Origin of the sequence: Streptomyces sp. JL2001, assembly GCF_050917515.1 — a bacterium.
Taxonomy (GTDB): Bacteria; Actinomycetota; Actinomycetes; order Streptomycetales; family Streptomycetaceae; genus Streptomyces.
Map to the genome: position 1 here is coordinate 6,157,549 of NZ_CP169421.1, position 16,158 is coordinate 6,173,706.

At 69.3% G+C, this 16,158-nt stretch carries 9 protein-coding genes; 7 read left to right on the forward strand and 2 right to left on the reverse strand.

The genetic code is table 11. From position 1 onward, the window contains the following. Positions 1 to 8 precede the first annotated feature (8 nt). From ACE1OA_RS27500 to ACE1OA_RS27530, 7 genes are all read left to right on the forward strand, one after another. The gene (locus ACE1OA_RS27500; RefSeq protein ID WP_356603057.1) at positions 9 to 761 is read left to right on the forward strand and encodes an amino acid ABC transporter ATP-binding protein; all 753 of its coding nucleotides are present in this window, start codon (positions 9 to 11) and stop codon (positions 759 to 761) included. 139 nt (positions 762 to 900) lie between these two features. Continuing rightward, a complete protein-coding gene (locus tag ACE1OA_RS27505; RefSeq protein ID WP_356603024.1) occupies positions 901 to 1,875 on the forward strand; it encodes an ABC transporter substrate-binding protein in 975 nt (324 codons plus the stop codon). A 114-nt stretch (positions 1,876 to 1,989) separates the two neighbouring features. Further along, positions 1,990 to 3,006, forward strand: coding sequence for an LLM class flavin-dependent oxidoreductase (locus ACE1OA_RS27510; protein WP_432753534.1), 1,017 nt, complete (start codon positions 1,990 to 1,992; stop codon positions 3,004 to 3,006). Next, entirely contained in the window at positions 3,003 to 4,328 is a 1,326-nt protein-coding gene (locus ACE1OA_RS27515) for an NtaA/DmoA family FMN-dependent monooxygenase (RefSeq protein WP_356603027.1), read from the forward strand. Before ACE1OA_RS27510 ends, ACE1OA_RS27515 begins: the two co-directional genes overlap by 4 nt. Next, positions 4,325 to 5,146, forward strand: coding sequence for a DUF1684 domain-containing protein (locus ACE1OA_RS27520; RefSeq protein WP_356780142.1), 822 nt, complete (start codon positions 4,325 to 4,327; stop codon positions 5,144 to 5,146). The genes ACE1OA_RS27515 and ACE1OA_RS27520 overlap by 4 nt, the downstream gene beginning before the upstream one ends. A gap of 197 nt (positions 5,147 to 5,343) precedes the next feature. Continuing rightward, entirely contained in the window at positions 5,344 to 6,198 is an 855-nt protein-coding gene (locus ACE1OA_RS27525; protein WP_356603031.1) for a S1 family peptidase, read from the forward strand. A 175-nt stretch (positions 6,199 to 6,373) separates the two neighbouring features. Then, on the forward strand, positions 6,374 to 7,282 hold the full coding sequence (locus ACE1OA_RS27530; RefSeq protein WP_147977315.1) for a S1 family peptidase: 909 nt from the start codon (positions 6,374 to 6,376) through the stop codon (positions 7,280 to 7,282). 132 nt (positions 7,283 to 7,414) lie between these two features. On the opposite strand, the gene ACE1OA_RS27535 is transcribed toward ACE1OA_RS27530, so the two are convergent. Next, entirely contained in the window at positions 7,415 to 8,083 is a 669-nt protein-coding gene (locus ACE1OA_RS27535; protein ID WP_384874690.1) for a hypothetical protein, read from the reverse strand. An 81-nt stretch (positions 8,084 to 8,164) separates the two neighbouring features. Next, positions 8,165 to 16,075, reverse strand: coding sequence for a ricin-type beta-trefoil lectin domain protein (locus tag ACE1OA_RS27540; RefSeq protein WP_432753535.1), 7,911 nt, complete (start codon positions 16,073 to 16,075; stop codon positions 8,165 to 8,167). Positions 16,076 to 16,158: the final 83 nt, after the last annotated feature.

Consider the following 16,158-nt stretch of genomic DNA (forward strand, 5'->3'; position numbering starts at 1 on the left):
CCCCGTCCATGGTCGAAGTCCGCTCCGTCCACAAGAACTTCGGGCCGCTGGAGGTACTCCGCGGCATCGACCTCGACGTCCGGGCCGGCGAGGTCACGGTCGTCCTCGGGCCGTCGGGCTCGGGCAAGTCCACCCTGCTGCGGACCATCAACCACCTGGAGAAGGTCGACAGCGGCTGGATCAGCGTCGACGGCACCCTGATCGGCTACCGCCGCTCCGGCGACAAGCTCTACGAGCTGCGCGAGCGCGAGATCCTCAAGCAGCGCACCCGGATCGGCTTCGTCTTCCAGAACTTCCACCTCTTCCCGCACCTCACCGTCCTCGAGAACATCGTCGAGGCCCCGGTGTCGGCCCTCAAGCGCCCCCGCAAGGAGGCCGTCGCCGCCGCGGAGAAGCTGCTCGCCCGTGTCGGACTCGCCGACAAGGCGACCGCGTACCCCCGGCAGCTGTCCGGCGGCCAGCAGCAACGGGTCGCCATCGCCCGCGCCCTCGCCCTCGAACCCACCCTGCTGCTCTTCGACGAGCCGACCTCCGCGCTCGACCCCGAACTGGTCGGGGAGGTGCTCGACGTCATCAAGGACCTGGCCGCCTCCGGAACCACCATGATCGTCGTCACGCACGAGATCGGCTTCGCCCGCGAGGTCGCCGACACCGTCGTCTTCATGGACGAGGGCCGGATCGTCGAGCAGGGCCCACCCGCCGAGGTCCTCGACAGCCCCCGCCACGCGCGCACCCGCGCCTTCCTCTCCAAGGTCCTCTGACCTCCCTGACCTCCCTGTCCGCCTACCTCCGCCTACCTCCGCCTACCTCCGGCTACCTCCGGCTACCTCCGCCTACCTCCGGCCACCTCCGGCCATCGACTCCTCTCCCTTCCCGCCCCGTCAGCAAGGAGCCCGCACCATGTCCCTTCGCCGCCCGCTCGCCGTCGCCCTCGCCGCCCTCACCTCCCTCGGTCTGCTCACCGCCTGCGGCACCAGCGACGCCGCCACCGACGAGATCCGGCCCAAGGGGCAGCAGGACGCCGGGATCAACCTCGGCCCCGACCAGAAGCGCATCCACACCGCCAAGGTCGACGCCATCGCGGCCCAGGTCCCCGAAGCCGTGCGCAAGCGCGGCACCCTCGCCCTCGGCGTCTCCACCGGCAGCGCGCCCCCGCTCGCCTTCTACGCCACCGACGACAAGACGCTGATCGGCGTGGAGGTCGACCTCGCCACCCTGGTCGCCGACACCCTCGGCCTGAAGCCCGAGTTCAACGCCGTGTCCTGGGAGAACCTCTTCGTCGGCCTCGACAGCGGCAAGTTCGACGGCGTCTTCTCCAACGTCACCGTGACCGAGGAGCGCAAGGACAAGTACGACTTCGCCACCTACCGCCTCGACGACCTCGCCTTCGAGGCGAAGAAGGGCTCCGGCTGGACCGTCAAGGGACCGCAGGACGTCGCCGGGAAGACGATCGCGGTCGGCTCCGGCACCAACCAGGAGAAGATCCTCGTCGACTGGTCGAAGGAGAACGAGAAGGCCGGCCGCAAGCCCGTCGACATCAAGTACTTCCAGAACGTCTCCGACTACTACCTGGCGCTCCAGTCCGGCCGCATCGACGCCTACCTCGGCCCGAACCCGACCGCCGCCTACCACGTGGCCTCCGCCGGACAGACCGAGGTCATCGGGAAGTTCTCGGGCGGCGGGGCCTCGATCCAGGGCAAGATCGCCGCCACCACCAAGAAGGACAGCGGCCTCGTCGCCGCCTACGCCGCCGCGCTCGACCACATCGTCGAGAACGGCACGTACGGCCAGGTCCTCAAGCGGTGGGGTCTGAACAGCGAGGCCGTGAAGAAGTCGGAGATCAACCCGCCCGGCCTGCCCCGTACCAAGAACTGACCCCGGACTCCCCCGTATCCGGGGGGTGCCGATCCTGCCGGGCTCCCGGTGTCCGGCCCGATCGACCGGACACCCCCGGGAACGACCGGCCACGACCGCCCCGAAAGAGGCCGCATGCCCGCCATCCGACCGCTCCACCTCGCCGCCGAACTCGGCGGCGGGGTGGGCACCACCCCCTTCACCGACGCCACCCGCCCGGTGGCCCTCGCCCGGCTCGCCGAGGAGGGGAGGCTCGACTTCGTCACCCTCGACGACTCCTTCACCCGGCCGGGCCTCGACGCCCTCGCCGTCCTCGCCCGGGTCGCCCCCGAGACCAGCCGCATCGGTCTCGTCCCGACCGTCACCACCACCCACACCGAGCCGTTCCACGTCCAGGCCGCCGTCGCCACCCTCGACTGGGTCAGCCGCGGCCGGGCCGGCTGGCGGGTCGGCGTGTCGACCGGGGACGCCGAGGCACGGCTCTTCGGCCGCCGCCCGGCCGCCCCGCTCGGCGCCGTCTGGCACGAGGCGGGCGAGGTCGCCGACGTCTCCCGCAGACTCTGGGACAGCTGGGAGGACGACGCCGAGATACGCGACGTGTCGACAGGGCGCTTCGTCGACCGGGACAAGCTGCACTACGTCGACTTCGAGGGCTCCGCCTTCTCCGTGAAGGGCCCCTCGATCGTGCCCCGGCCCCCGCAGGGCCACCCGGTGACCGTCGTCGACGCGACCCGGCCGGCCGCCCGGGACACCGCCGCCCGGTACGCCGACGTCGCCCTCGTCCGCGCCGCGTCCGCCGAGGAGGCCGCCGCGCTGCGCTCCGCCCTCCACGAACAGGCCCGGGCCCACGGCCGCGACCCGCAGCAGCTGCGCGTCCTGCTCTCGCTCACGGTCGACTTCGACACCCACGAAGGAGGGGACGGGGCCCTCGCCGGGCTGATCGCCGGCTGGCACGGCGGCGGCGCGGTCGACGGCTTCCACCTCGTGCCCGCCGTGCCCGAGCGGGACCTGGAGCGCTTCGTACGCGGGACCGTGCCGCTGCTCACCGACCGCGGCCTGTTCCCCACCTCGTACACGGGCACGACGCTCCGCGAGCACCTGGGGCTCGCCCGCCCCGCGAGCCGGTACGCCCGCCTCGGGGAGACGGCGTGAGCGCGGCGGGCGGCGACCGCCGCACGAAGCCCCTCCACCTCGCCGCCCACTTCCCGGGCGTCAACTCCACGACCGTCTGGGCCGATCCCCGCTCCGGCTCGCAGATCGACTTCTCCTCCTTCGAGCATCTGGCCCGGACCGCGGAGCGCGGCCTCTTCGACTTCTTCTTCCTGGCGGAGGGGCTGCGGCTGCGCGAGCACAACGGGCGCATCCACGACCTCGACGTGGTCGGCCGCCCCGAGTCGATCACGGTCCTCAACGCGCTCGCGGCCGTCACCGAGCGGATCGGACTGGCCGGCACCGTCAACGCCACCTTCAACGAACCGTACGAGCTGGCCCGGCGGTTCGCCTCGCTCGACCACCTCAGCGGCGGGCGCGCGGCCTGGAACGTGGTCACCTCGTCCGACGCGTTCACCGGCGAGAACTTCCGGCGCGGCGGCTATCTGGACCGGGCCGACCGCTACCACCGCGCCGCCGAGTTCGTCGCCGCGGCCCGCACCCTGTGGGACTCCTGGACCCCCGGCGGCGTGGCGCAGCCGTTCGCCCACAGCGGCCCGCAGTTCACCGTGGAGGGCGAGTTCACCGTCCCCCGCTCCCCGCAGGGGCACCCCGTCGTCATCCAGGCGGGGGACTCCGACGAGGGCCGCGAGTTCGCCGCGGCCACCGCCGACGTGATCTTCACCCGGCACTCCACCCTGGAGGCGGGCCGGGCCTTCCGCGCCGACGTGCACCGCCGGCTCGCCCGGCACGGAAGGCGACCAGACGACCTCAAGGTCATGCCGGGCGTGACCTACGTCCTCGGCGACACCGACGCCGACGCCCAGGAGAAGGCGGCCGAGATCCGCCGGCAGCAGATCTCGCCGCAGAACGCGATCCTCGCCCTGGAGCAGGTCTGGGGCCGCGACCTGTCCGCGTACGACCCCGACGGGCCGCTCCCCGAGATCGACCCCGACCCGGACTCCGCCCTCGTGCAGGGCCGGGTACGGGTCGCCGACCCCCTCGCCGTCGCCGCGAAGTGGCGGGCGTTGTCCGAGGCCAAGGGACTCTCGATCCGGCAGACGGTCGTCGAGTCCACCGGCCGGCAGTCCTTCGTCGGGTCCCCGCAGACCGTGGCCGCGGCCCTGGAGTCCTTCGTGGCCGCGGGCGCGGCGGACGGCTTCATCCTCGTCCCGCACCTGACCCCCACCGGCCTCGACGACTTCGTCGACCGTGTCGTCCCCCTCCTCCAGGAACGCGGCGCGTTCCGTACGGAGTACTCCGGCACGACGCTGCGGTCGCACCTCGGGCTCGCGGAGCCCGTATGGAAGGGTGGAACACCATGAGCACGGATCCCCAGCAGGACGCGCGCCAGGACGCGCGGGACGCGGCGCAGGAGTGGCGGGACTGGCACGAGCAGCGCACGGCGGCGGTCTCCTCGTCGTACGGTCCGCTCTCCCTCACCGGCACCCACTGGCTCTCCGACCACCCGGAGGGTCGAATTCCGGCCGTTCCCGGGCGGTGGCGAGAAGAGGGCGACGAGGTGCTGCTGACCGCCGACGCCGAGGACGCGATCACCGTCGACGGGAAGCCCCTGATCGGCAGCGTCCGGGTCACCGCCGACCACGCCCCGATCCACGAGTCCCGCGTCGAGTCGGCCGGGCGGCGCCTGGTGGTGCTGCGCCGCGAGGGCCTGTGGGCGGTACGCGACTTCGACCCCGAGTCCGCGGCGCGCCGCGCCTTCCAGGGCATCGAGGCGACGCCGTACGACGAACGATGGGTCGTGCCGGGCACCTACCGGCCGTACGAGGCGGCCCGCAGCGTGCGGGTGGAGAACGCGGACGGCAAGGAGCGCGGCCTCGGTCTCGCCGGCGTCCTCTCCTTCGACCTGCACGGAGCCGAGCACACGCTCCAGGTCGCGGTCGAGGACGACGGCACGCTCTGGGCGGTCTTCGCCGACGCCACCAGCGGCCGGGACAGCTACCGCTTCCGCTTCCTGCGCCCGGAGGCCCCGGCGGAGGACGGCTCGGTGACGGTCGACTTCAACCGCGCCCTGCTGCCGCCGTGCGCCTTCGTGGACCACTTCATCTGCCCCTTCCCGCCGCCCGGAAACACCCTCGACACGGCCGTGCCGGCGGGGGAGCGACGGGTGGTCGGGGGCTGACCAGGGGGCTTCGCCCCAGGCAGGCGCTCCGGGCGCCGGCGGTCTCGCGGCCGCCGGCGCCTTTTCCCGTGCGCGGTCTTGTGTCCCCGGCCGCGGGAGGCCACCATCACTGGCGGTGCATGTCAGGTACACCACATTCTGACGGCGCCTCACGGGCCCGCCACCCTCGGGCCCCTCCGCTTTTCCCAGGAGGATTAGTGAGGAACAGACGCACCCGACTGCTCGCCGTCGTGACCGGCCTCGTGGCCGCCACGGCCGTCGCACTGCCCGGCGCCCAGGCGGCCCCCACCCCGGCCCCCGCCTCGGCCGCCCAACTCTCCCGTGCCGACGCCGCCGTCCTCGGCGCCGACGTCGGAGGCACGGCCTGGCACGTCGACCGTGCCGCCGGCCGGGTCGTCGTCACCGTCGACTCCACCGTGACCGACGCCGCGATCGCCAGGATCCGCAGGGCCGCCGGAGCCGACGCCACGGCACTCGCCTTCACCCGCACCCCCGGAGTGTTCACGCCCCTGCTCGGCGCCGGAGACGCCATCTACGGCAGCGGCTACCGCTGCTCCCTCGGCTTCAACGTACGCAGCGGCAGCACGTACTACTTCCTCACCGCAGGCCACTGCGGCAACGCCGTGAAGACCTGGTACGCCAACTCCGCCCAGTCCACCCTGATCGGCCCCACGGTGGGATCCAGCTTCCCCGGCAACGACTACGCCCTGGTCCGCTACGACAACGCCGGGCTCAGCCACACCGGCGGCTTCACCGCGGCCGACGCCTACGTCGGCGAGTCCGTCAAGCGTTCCGGCTCCACCACCGGCACCCGCAGCGGCACCGTCACCGGCCTCGACGCCACCGTGCACTACTCCGGCGGCGGCACCGTGCGCGGCATGATCCAGACCAACGTGTGCGCCGAGCCCGGCGACTCCGGCGGAGCGCTCTACGACGGCACCAAGGCCCTCGGCATCACCTCCGGCGGCAGCGGAAACTGTTCCACCGGCGGCACCACCTTCTACCAGCCGGTGCCCGAGGCCCTCGCCAAGTACAGGGTCAGCCTCTACTGAACTGTCCGTCACATCCCTTGCTCCGCCCGGTAGTTGAGCGTCGTACGGCCGAAAGGCGCCCTTGCGGCGCCGCCCCGGGCGGGCCGAGACTCCCCCACAGCGCCGGCCCATGGCCGCGCCTCACGGGCCCGACACCCCACTGCGGGCCCCCGATTCCCCTCTGGAGGAACGCGAAGTGAGGATCAAGCGCACCACCCCCACCACCCCCCGCGGAGCCACGAAGCGGCTCCGTCTCGCCGCCGTCACCACCGGTCTCGTCGCCGCGGCGGCACTCGCCGTCCCCACCGCGAACGCCGACACCACCCAGACCTTCAGCACGAGCCAGCTCTCCGCCGCGGGCCAGGCCGTACTGACCGCCGACGTGGCCGGAACCGCCTGGCACGTCGACCAGGCCACCAACAAGCTGGTCGTCACGGCCGACTCCACCGTGTCGCAGGCCGAGATAGCCAGAATCAAGCAGCAGGCGGGTGCCAACGCCGGAGCGATCCGCGTCGAGCGCACCCCGGGCACGTTCAGCAAACTGATCTCCGGCGGCGACGCCATCTACGCCACCAGCTGGCGCTGCTCCCTCGGCTTCAACGTCCGCGACGGCGCGGGCAACTACTACTTCCTGACCGCCGGGCACTGCACCGACGGCGCCGGCACCTGGTACTCCAACTCCGGGCGCACCACCGTGCTCGGCACCACGTCGGGATCCAGCTTCCCGAACAACGACTACGGCATCGTCCGCTACACCAACAGCTCCGTCACCAAGTCCGGCACGGTCGGCAGCGTCGACATCACCAGCGCGGCCAACGCCACCGTCGGCATGTCGGTGACCCGCCGCGGCTCCACCACCGGCATCCACAGCGGCTCGGTGACCGGCCTCAACGCCACGGTCAACTACGGCGGCGGCGACATCGTCTACGGCATGATCCGCACGAACGTGTGCGCCGAGCCCGGCGACTCCGGCGGCCCGCTCTACTCCGGCAGCCGCGCGATCGGCCTCACCTCGGGCGGCAGCGGCAACTGCTCCTCGGGCGGCACGACGTTCTTCCAGCCGGTCACGGAGGCACTGAGCGCGTACGGGGTCTCGGTGTTCTGAGCCGGGTACCCGGTGAGCGATACCGCACGGAGGCCCTGCCTCCGTGCGGTAGCCGTGACCCGACGGCGTGAAAGGTTCCCCGGCCGGACGCGGCGGGGGACACCGATTCACCAGCTTCTGCCGCAGGGAATGTCACCATTCATCGTCGAATTCGACCTCGATCCACTCCACAGTCGAAACGGCATCCAGATAGCCGAGAGCCGATGGTGTGACACCAGCGATGCGTACCGATGAGTAACCATCCCTGTTCAGCCAAGGGGAGATGGGATCCACGGCAGGGCCGACGCTCGCGATCAGTGAGTCACTCATGTACGTGCGATAGCCGGAGCGTGGCCACTGCCATTCGCCGAAGCCAACCTCCTGCATGGGGGAAAGGATCCCGGGGAGCTCCTCATTAGGTACTTGGTCGCCAATCCTGCTGGATTCGGACACCGTGATTGTTTCGGTCACGGTGAGGTGCACCAGGAACTCGGGAAGCCGCTCGGGGACTCGCTCGAGCGTGGCACCCGGACTCCCTTCGTACACCAGATCAGGATTCTCCGAATCAAAGGCCCAGATCCAATCGCCAGTTGCGTCCGTCATGAACACGGCCCTCCCTAGATCGACTTGGATCCGGGACGGCTCGCTCATGCGATTGGCGCCCGAACGCAGCTTCTTCCATTGAAGCGCGAGGGCATGCCACTCCCGAAGGGGGGCGGGAAGCCAGGAAGCCTCGGCTGGAAGCGGTTGCTCGGAACTCAGTGGCGCACCGTGCCAGCGGGTCAGGAATTCGGACAATTCGATATCAGCGGGATCGATCACCCTGTCATTATGTCACGGCAGGTGAGACGAAAAAGCTCCCACCGGGCGGGTGCCGAGTGGGAGCCTTTTCGTCACTATCTATCAGCCACCAATGAACATTCTGTTCCTGATGGCACCGGCTTCATTCCTCCAGATCACCAGCATGCGCCCGCCTTGCGGGAGCATGGTCCGGATGGTCGCCCTGCAGTGCTGGCAGGCACCGTAGGTTCCGGTGATGTAGAGCGTCGCATTCACTCCGGGATTGCGTCGCATGATGGCAGCGGTCTGGTTCTCCAGGTGATGGAAGTTCTCCGGCGTCGTGCCCGGAGGCGCCACGTGCCCCGGAAGGCAATTGCGGCACCCTCCGCCCGGGGCTATACCCGACGACAGGTCGAAGCGTTGACCGTCGGCGAGGACGAGATGTCCTGACATTCCGCCGGGCTCGGCGAAGCTGTTTGCCGCCTCGTGTGCCCGGTTGAGGCCGTCCTCCATATCCGCTTCACAGGGAAGCGAATTGTGAGAAAGGACGGAGGAGTCGCCTGCCAGTACATAGTAGGTGTGGACGTTACCGACGGTGAGGTTGTGGACGACGGCGTCCTGCGCCGTCCAGCGCTCGATCGCAGCGATCTGGACGTAGGTGCCGGCGCTGGTCCGGAGCCATTCACCGGCTATGAGGTCGGTGGCGTCGACCCAGTCGTTGAGTTCGGGGACCCAGAAGGGGTGGCCGTCGGTCGCGGTGACCTGGGCCGTCTTCGTGCCCTTCTTGCCGTCGGTGTCGATCGTGATCTTGACGAGGTGCTTGAGGCCCTGGCCCTTGATCTCGGCGGTGACGGTCTCGATCCGGGTCTCCCCGGTCTTCGGGTCCGTGGCGACGACCTTGTCGCCGGCCTTGACCTTGTCGATCGGCTTGGTTGAGCCATCAGCCATGAGGACGTTCGTGCCGGGGACGAAGCTGTTGCAGGTGCCGCCGTCGGCCTTACCGTCGCCCCCACTGCCGCTGCTTCCGCCCTTACCGCGGGAGGAGCCACCGGAGCTGCCGCCAGGCTTGGAGCTGTTGGCCTTGCCGCCGCCCTTGCCGCCGCCCTTGCCGGAGCCCCCCACGGAGGAGGATTTGGGAGCGGCCTTGGACTGGGCCTTCTTGTGGACTGCGTTTCCGGTCTTCTTTGCCTGGGCGGCTGCCTTGTCGGCTGTTCTCTTGGCCTGCTCGGCTGCCTTCTTTTTGGCTCTCTGTGCGGCTTCCTTCTTGGCCTTCTCAATGGCCAACTTTTTGGCCTTCAAGGCTGCTTCTTCCGCGGCCTTGGCTGCTTTGAGGACGATCTCGGCGGCCTTCTTGGCTGCCTTGAACGCCTGAATGGCGTTGATCGTGCGGTCGATCGCCCTGAGAACCGAGGGAATCTTGCCGATCTTGCCCCACGGAATCGCGTCCAGGATCAGTCCGGCGCAGGACCACATGTCGCCGCCGAAGCAGGCCATGGCGTCGTTGATGCCGATGAAGTCCTTCAGCGTCTCCCACGCGATGGCGAGGATGACCGAGCTGAGGGACTTGCCCTGCATCGCCTGTGCCTGAGCGACCTGTGCCGCGGACAAGCCCGCGCCCGCGAGGGCCGCCGCTTGCTCCGAGGCGGTCAGGGAGATGGACAGACCGGTCGGGTCGGAGTAGGTGACCGGGTTGTTGTGGGCGTACGCGTACCCGTTGGACTGCAGGGGATCGTTCAGGTCGAGCACCGGGTCGGCGGACAGGAAGCGTCCGACCACCGGGTCGTACAGACGGGCACCCAAGGGCGTGTAGCCGGAGGCGTCGTCGCGGGTCTTACCGAGGAAGCCCTTGTGATCCTGCAGGTTGGCGACAGCCGTGCCGCGCTCGTTGCCGAACGCGTCCTGCTTGCGGATGCGGACCGACATGCCGCCGTAGAGAGCGACCTCCGCATACGCACTGCCCTGGTGATCCATGGTCTGGGCGACCAGGGTCTCCGAGCCGGTGCCGTAGGCGTAGCGCATGACCGCTCCGCCGGGGGCGGAGTAGGTGCGCTGGGTGTTGACCAGGATTCCGCCCTGCTGGACGGTCACCTCGGCCTCGCCCAGGTGCAGGGTGGCCTGCTTGCCCTGGATCGTCAGCAGACGGCTGCCGTCGGGGCCGTAGATGTGACGGGTGTCGTTCTGCGGCGCCCACAGCTGGGCGGCGGACGCACTGTCACAGGTGGCCAGGACGATCGCGGTGCCGCTGACGTTCGCCGCACCCTGCACCGCCACACACAGCCCGGAGGCCACGTGGGTGAGCTGGCCGGCGGTGCTCCGCTTCAGCTGCTGGGCAGCCGAACCGTTGCACTTCTGCACCTGAACCGCGGAGCCGGCTGTGTTGGCCGCCGGCTGGAAGCACCAGTTGTCCGCGACGGCCAGGGTGCCCAGGTTCGGGTCACTCTGCGCCGGACTCGGGGTGAATCGGAAGTTCTGCGCCGCGGTCGCGTTGCAGCCGTACAGCTGAATCGGCTGACCCGCCACCGGCAGACCCGACTTCAGGTCCAGGCACTTCTGGCCCAGACCCACGTACGGCGTCTTGCCGGCGCTGCCCTGCCCGGTGATCCGGTCGACCTGACCGTCATACGTCCAAGTGAGGTCCTGCTTGTCACCGTTCTGGAGCGAGGTGACGGACTTCGTCTCGCCCGTGAGCTCATAGAGACGCTCGGCCTCGGCCTTGACCGCGGCACCGGCAGGCGTCTTGTACGCCTTCGACACCTTGGTCAGCGTCCGCGGCTGGGAGCCGTCGGCCTTGCCGTAGGTGTAGTCGGTGACGGCGTCCTTGGTGGTGTCGCCGGTCAGGTCCTTCTCGCTCAGCTTCTTGCGGTTGCCGAGCAGGTCGTACTCGTACTCCTGCCAGTAGCCGGAGCTGTCCTTGCCGGCGGCCACGTTCAGGCTGCCGTCGGCGTTCTTCGGGGCGGTGCAGCCGGTCTGGTCCTTCGAGGTCCAGGCCGTCTTCAGCTGACCCAGCGGGTCGTAGCTGAAGCACTGACGCTCCTCGATCCCCACCGACTGCTCGCGGATCGAGGTGACGTTGCCCGCCGGGTCGTAGGTGTACGACCGGTTCGAGACCAGGTTGCCACCGACGACCGAGGTGTCCGCGCCCGTGCCCGACTTCTCACGGAAGACCAGCTGGTCCTTCAGCTCACCGCTGCCCTCGTCGAACGAGTTCTGCGTCCACACCCGGTACGGCTGCGCACCCAGCGTCGAACGGAGGACCTGGCCGTACGGGGAGTACACCGTCTCCGCGCCGTACCAGTCCTTGCCCGAGATCGAGAGCGGCAGACCCTCCTTGTTGTAGCGGACGACCAGCTTCTCGGCGGCGAACTTGCCTGCCGCCGGAAGCTGCGCCTCCTCCAGCGCACCGGTGTCCGAGTAGGAGTAGCCGTAGGTGTAGTCCTTCGCCAGGCCCCAGGTGTCCGCGATGGTCTGCGGCAGGCTCAGGGTCGTGGACGTCGGCTGGTAGTCCTTGGTGTAGCCGTTGACCTTCTGCGTGTACGCCAGGCCGTCGGTGTAGCGAACGGCGGTGGCGGGCATGCCCTTGCCGCCGGCGACGGTGTCGTAGGTGAAGTCGGCCAGGAGCGTGCCGTTGGCGTCGTTCAGGCGCTGCTGCTTCGGCCGCGACAGCTCGTCGTAGTCATTCCAGACGGTGTGACGGGCAGTGGTCGTAGTCAGCAGACGGTCACGGTGGTCGTACGTCGTCCGAGTCGTCCCCGAGTCCGGGTCGGTGGAGGTCTCCATCCGGCCGCGGTGGTCGTAGGTCCACGTCCACGGGCGGGTCGGGTCAGCCGACTTGGTGGCCTTCACCATCAGGCCGCGCGTGTCGTACTGGTAGCTCGTCGAGGTGATGCCGCCGGGAGCCGCCGGGTTGAACGTGTCCGTGCGCGAGGTGCGGCCGAGGGCGTCGGTGTAGACCCGGTAGGACGAGGCGCCCTGCGGGTTGATGACCTTCGACCAGTCGGAGCCGTACTCGTACTTGGTGGCGCGGTCCTCGTACGCCTTGGAGGAGGACTCCTTGGTGACGGGGTCCACGTACTTCATGTACGGGGTTTCCTGCACCACGCGGCCGAGGCCGTCATAGGTGTAGCGGGTGATGTTGGGGATGGCCGTGTCGGAGAGCGGGACGAACAGCTCGCCGGGCTTGGCCTCCTGGGTCAGGTAGGCGTTGTTGGTCTGGAAGACCTCGCCGGAGGTGTTGTAGAGCGTGTCCGTGATGAGGTGACCGCCTCCGTCGGCCTCCTCCTGCGACTGGCGCTCGCGGCCGAGACCGTCGTAGAGCGTGACGGACGTTTCGATCCGGTCCTCGTAGCCCCGCGCGTACGTGGTGACGAACGGGGGCTTGCGGATCTTGAGGTTGGCGTCGGTCGGGTCGGTCTCCTCGGCCGGGATGGTGTAGACGGCACGGAAGTCCGGCACGGTCGTGGTGGCGCGGCCCGGCCCCCATGCCTGGTCGAGACGGCCCAGCGGGTCGTACTTCGCCTCGCTGACGTTTCCGTTGGCGTCGGTCGTCTTGAGGCTGACCGCGCGACCCGGCTCCAGCTCCTGGACCTGGCTGTGGCCGAGGGGGTTGGTCTGGGTGACCTTGAAGACCTGCCCCGTGGGCGGGTCGAAGGTGATCGTCGAGGACTTCTGGTCCGGGTCGGTCTGCCGAGTGACACGGCCGATGGCGTCGAAACCAGTGGTGCCGTTGGTCTGGAAGCCGGTGCCGTCGCCCTTCAGCGACCAGGACTCGGTGGCAAGGCCGCGGGTCGAGGTGCCGAGAGCGGTGCCGTAGGCGGTGCCATCGAAGGCCGTCCGGGTGGCGCCGCTCAGGGTGGTGAGGTCCGCCCAGTTGGCGTTCGCGCACGTCGTGGGCGAGTTCAGGACCTGCTTGGACAAGCCGATGAGGTTCTTGTCGGTCTGGTGCAGGTACTCCAGCTTGGTGCAGGACTCGTCGCCGGTCTTGCCCGTGTCACCGAGCGACTCCACCTGCGTCGGCAGGCCGTACGTGGCGTCGTAGGTGGTGTTCGTACGGACTTCGCGCAGCGTGCGCGGGTCGTCCGTGTTCGTGCCCGAGGACTTCGTGTACGCGATCTCCTCCGGCTCCGTGACCCGCCAGGCCTTCAGCGGATCCAAGCCGTCGTCGCGGTCGCGCTTGGCGAGTTCGGTCGCTTCCAGCTTGGTGATGCTGCGCGTCAGCCAGTTGGAGTCGGCGTCGGTCGCGTTGGTGTAGGTGAGCTCTTCGGCGACGCGGCCGGCGAAGGGCTCCTTGTCCTTGGCGATCTCGGTGCCGGTGATGTCCTTGACCGAGACGGTGTCGCCCATGCCGCGGAAGTAGCGGGTGACGGCCTTGGTGCGCGGGCTGTCGAGGCCGGCGATGCCTTCGCCCTCGTTGCCGTTGTCCTCGGCGGCCTTGTCCGGGCCGGTCAGGACGGTGGTCTGCTCGAAGCCGGCGAACTGCGAGTACGTGCGGGTCGACTTCTTGGTGAACTCGCCGTCGGCGAACTTCCAGCCGGCGTTCTTGTACTCGTAGGCCGTCTTCGTGCCGAAGGACCCCTCGATGTTGGGGAGTTCCTCGATGGAGGCGACGACGTACTTGTGGAACCAGTCGATGTCCTCGACCTCGGGGTCGGGGTTCCAGAACGACGGGTAGCACAGCTCCGTGTTGGCCTTCAGCGCTGCGGTGTCGGTCTTGCCGGGCAGGCCGCCGGAGAGGCACTTGCCGGTGATCGGCTTGTACTTGACGACCGTCTCGCCGCCGTACTCGTTGATCACACGCGCGATGCGCAGGCGGGAGAAGCCCGGGCGCTGCGGGTTGACCGCGAGGACGCGGTTGGGCATGTCGTCGCTGTTGGACTCGAAGCGGACCGAGTTCAGCTTGACGGACGCGTCGGTGGAGCCGTTGCGGGCGTAGCCGGTGCGCTGGATCGATTCCAGCCACAGTGCCGTGTTGGGGCCGGTCTTCAGCTCCGCGAAGCTCTGGTTGAGCTGGTACTCGTCGACGACCTGGCGGGCGGTGGTGTCGGTGCGGCGCTGGGCGGAGGTGGTGATCTTGTCCAGGCGCTTACGGGTCCAGAACGTCGGTCCGGCGTTCCAGCACTTCTTCCCCGACTCGCAGCGAAGGTCGGCCGGGGTGTCGAACCAGATCCGGTAGTCGCCCGGATTCTTCGACTTGAAGTTGGTGTCGGTGCAGGTCACCGTACCGACGTCGTAGCAGCGTTCCTTGACCTCGAAACCGATCCGCGCGGGCGCGGTGGCGGAGAAGATCGTGTCCTTGCGCTGTCCGTAGTAGATGTGGGACAGGTAGCCGTCACGGTGGTACTCCACCGGGGACTTGAAGTTGAAGTTGCGCGCGTAGTAGTTGCTGTCGCGCTTCCACCACAGCGACATCGCGTTGCCGTGGACGTCCTCGACGTAGTCGAGGTTCCAGCGCCAGGCCTGGTTGCAGTAGGAGTGGGCCCAGTCACCGGCCTTGTAGCAGGGCTCACCGGCGTGGTTGCCGTAGACCGGCGTCGCGAGGACGGAGTCGGTGTACGGGTCGTCGGCGGCGGTGCCGTTGTCCGACCAGCCCGGGAGCTTGTTCAGGCCGAAGTGGTACTTCGTGCCGTCCTTGGTGGTGACGACCCAGTACTCGCCGTCCGCGTCCTTCATGCCGGAACGCGGGTCGGTGGAGGTGTCCTTGACCCGCTCGATCTTGGAGCCGTCGCCGTTGCCGGTGAACCACTTGCCCTTGGACTCGTCCCAGACCAGCTCGGTGGTCATGCCGCCGAGCGAGAGGGTGGCGTTCTCCGAGCCGTAGCAGAGGTCCGCGGTGCGGTGCGTGGCGTTGTTGGAGCCGGCCTTCTTGGAGTCCTGACGGCAGTTGACATACGTACGCGTGATGGAGCCCGCGTTGTAGTCCCAGCCGTCACCGATCCACGACGCCTGGTTGTTCGTCGACGAGGTACGGCCGTCCACGGACTGCGAGGAGTAGGACAGCGCGACCTTCGGCATCAGACCGCCGGCGGTCTCCGGGCTCTGCACCTGGTACGAGTACGTGAAGGCACCCGACGAGGAACCCGCCGACCACGAACCCGACGACAGCAGCGGGGACGCGGTGAAGTCACCCTGCACGGACGAGCCGGTGTCCATCGCGCCGATGACCTGCGAGCCCGAGGCGTCCGCGGCGGAGAACGCCGCGGTGCGGGCCGAGGCGCCGGAGACCGTCGAGCCGGTCTCTCCGCCGAGGAGGTCGGCGACCGGAACGGAGCCGGTGAGGATCTTGCGCGCCTTGGCGTTCTTCGCCGCGGTGGTCCTGGTGGGGGCGTCCTTCGGAGCCACGACCTGGACCGAGCTGCGCAGCCGCTCGAACGACTCGGTGTCGTCCTTGCCCGCCATGGTCTCCACGCCCTCTTCGACGGCGCAGTCGCCGGTGTCGGGGGAGGAGATGACGCATTCGGGCAGCAGGACCAGACCGAAGCGGTCGGCGGCCTGCGGTCCGTAGAGGTCGGCGAACGCCGTCGTGTCGACGCTCAGCGAGACCTGCGCGGCCGGGTCGACCGTCGCCGGCGGCGTGACCTTCATGATCAGGCCGGAGACGCCCGCGTCCTGGGACGTCTGGGGGGCGGTGAGGTCGACGGTCCACTGGCCGGCGAGGGCAGCCGGGTCCGTTCCCTGGGGAACTCCGAGGGCGACCGGCAGACCGTTGGAGACGGGAACCGTCTCACCCGCCGGCACCGTGCTCAGGTCGGCGGATCCCGTTCCCTGCGTCCACGGGGTGGTGTTCTTGGGGTCGTACGGGTCGACCGGGACCTCGGGCGCCAGGGTCAGCGCCTTCTCGGCGGTCGAGTCCCCGTCGGCCTCCGTGGCCTCGGGCAGGTCCGGCAGGTCGACCTGCGCGTTCTCCTGCTCGCGGCTCATGCCCGGGCCGGGGATGGCGAGCGCCTGCCCGCCCAGGCTCGTCACGGTCAGCGTCGAGGACAGCAATAGGACGATCGCCGCGCGGCTTCGCCGCCGGCGCCGTCGTTGTGACTCCGTCATGGCTAGGCGTCCCCGCCCCAGCCATGACAGTGGACCTGAAGCACGCATGCGCGTTGACTCCCACCCAGGCAGATCGATCATCG

Excerpts from the sequence above, each read along its gene's own strand:
- ACE1OA_RS27500 (WP_356603057.1), top strand. The coding sequence starts at position 9 with ATGGTCGAAGTCCGCTCCGTCCACAAGAACTTCGGGCCGCTGGAGGTA.
- ACE1OA_RS27505 (WP_356603024.1), top strand. The coding sequence starts at position 901 with ATGTCCCTTCGCCGCCCGCTCGCCGTCGCCCTCGCCGCCCTCACCTCC.
- ACE1OA_RS27510 (WP_432753534.1), top strand. The coding sequence starts at position 1,990 with ATGCCCGCCATCCGACCGCTCCACCTCGCCGCCGAACTCGGCGGCGGG.
- ACE1OA_RS27520 (WP_356780142.1), top strand. The coding sequence starts at position 4,325 with ATGAGCACGGATCCCCAGCAGGACGCGCGCCAGGACGCGCGGGACGCG.
- ACE1OA_RS27540 (WP_432753535.1), bottom strand. The coding sequence starts at position 16,075 with ATGACGGAGTCACAACGACGGCGCCGGCGGCGAAGCCGCGCGGCGATC.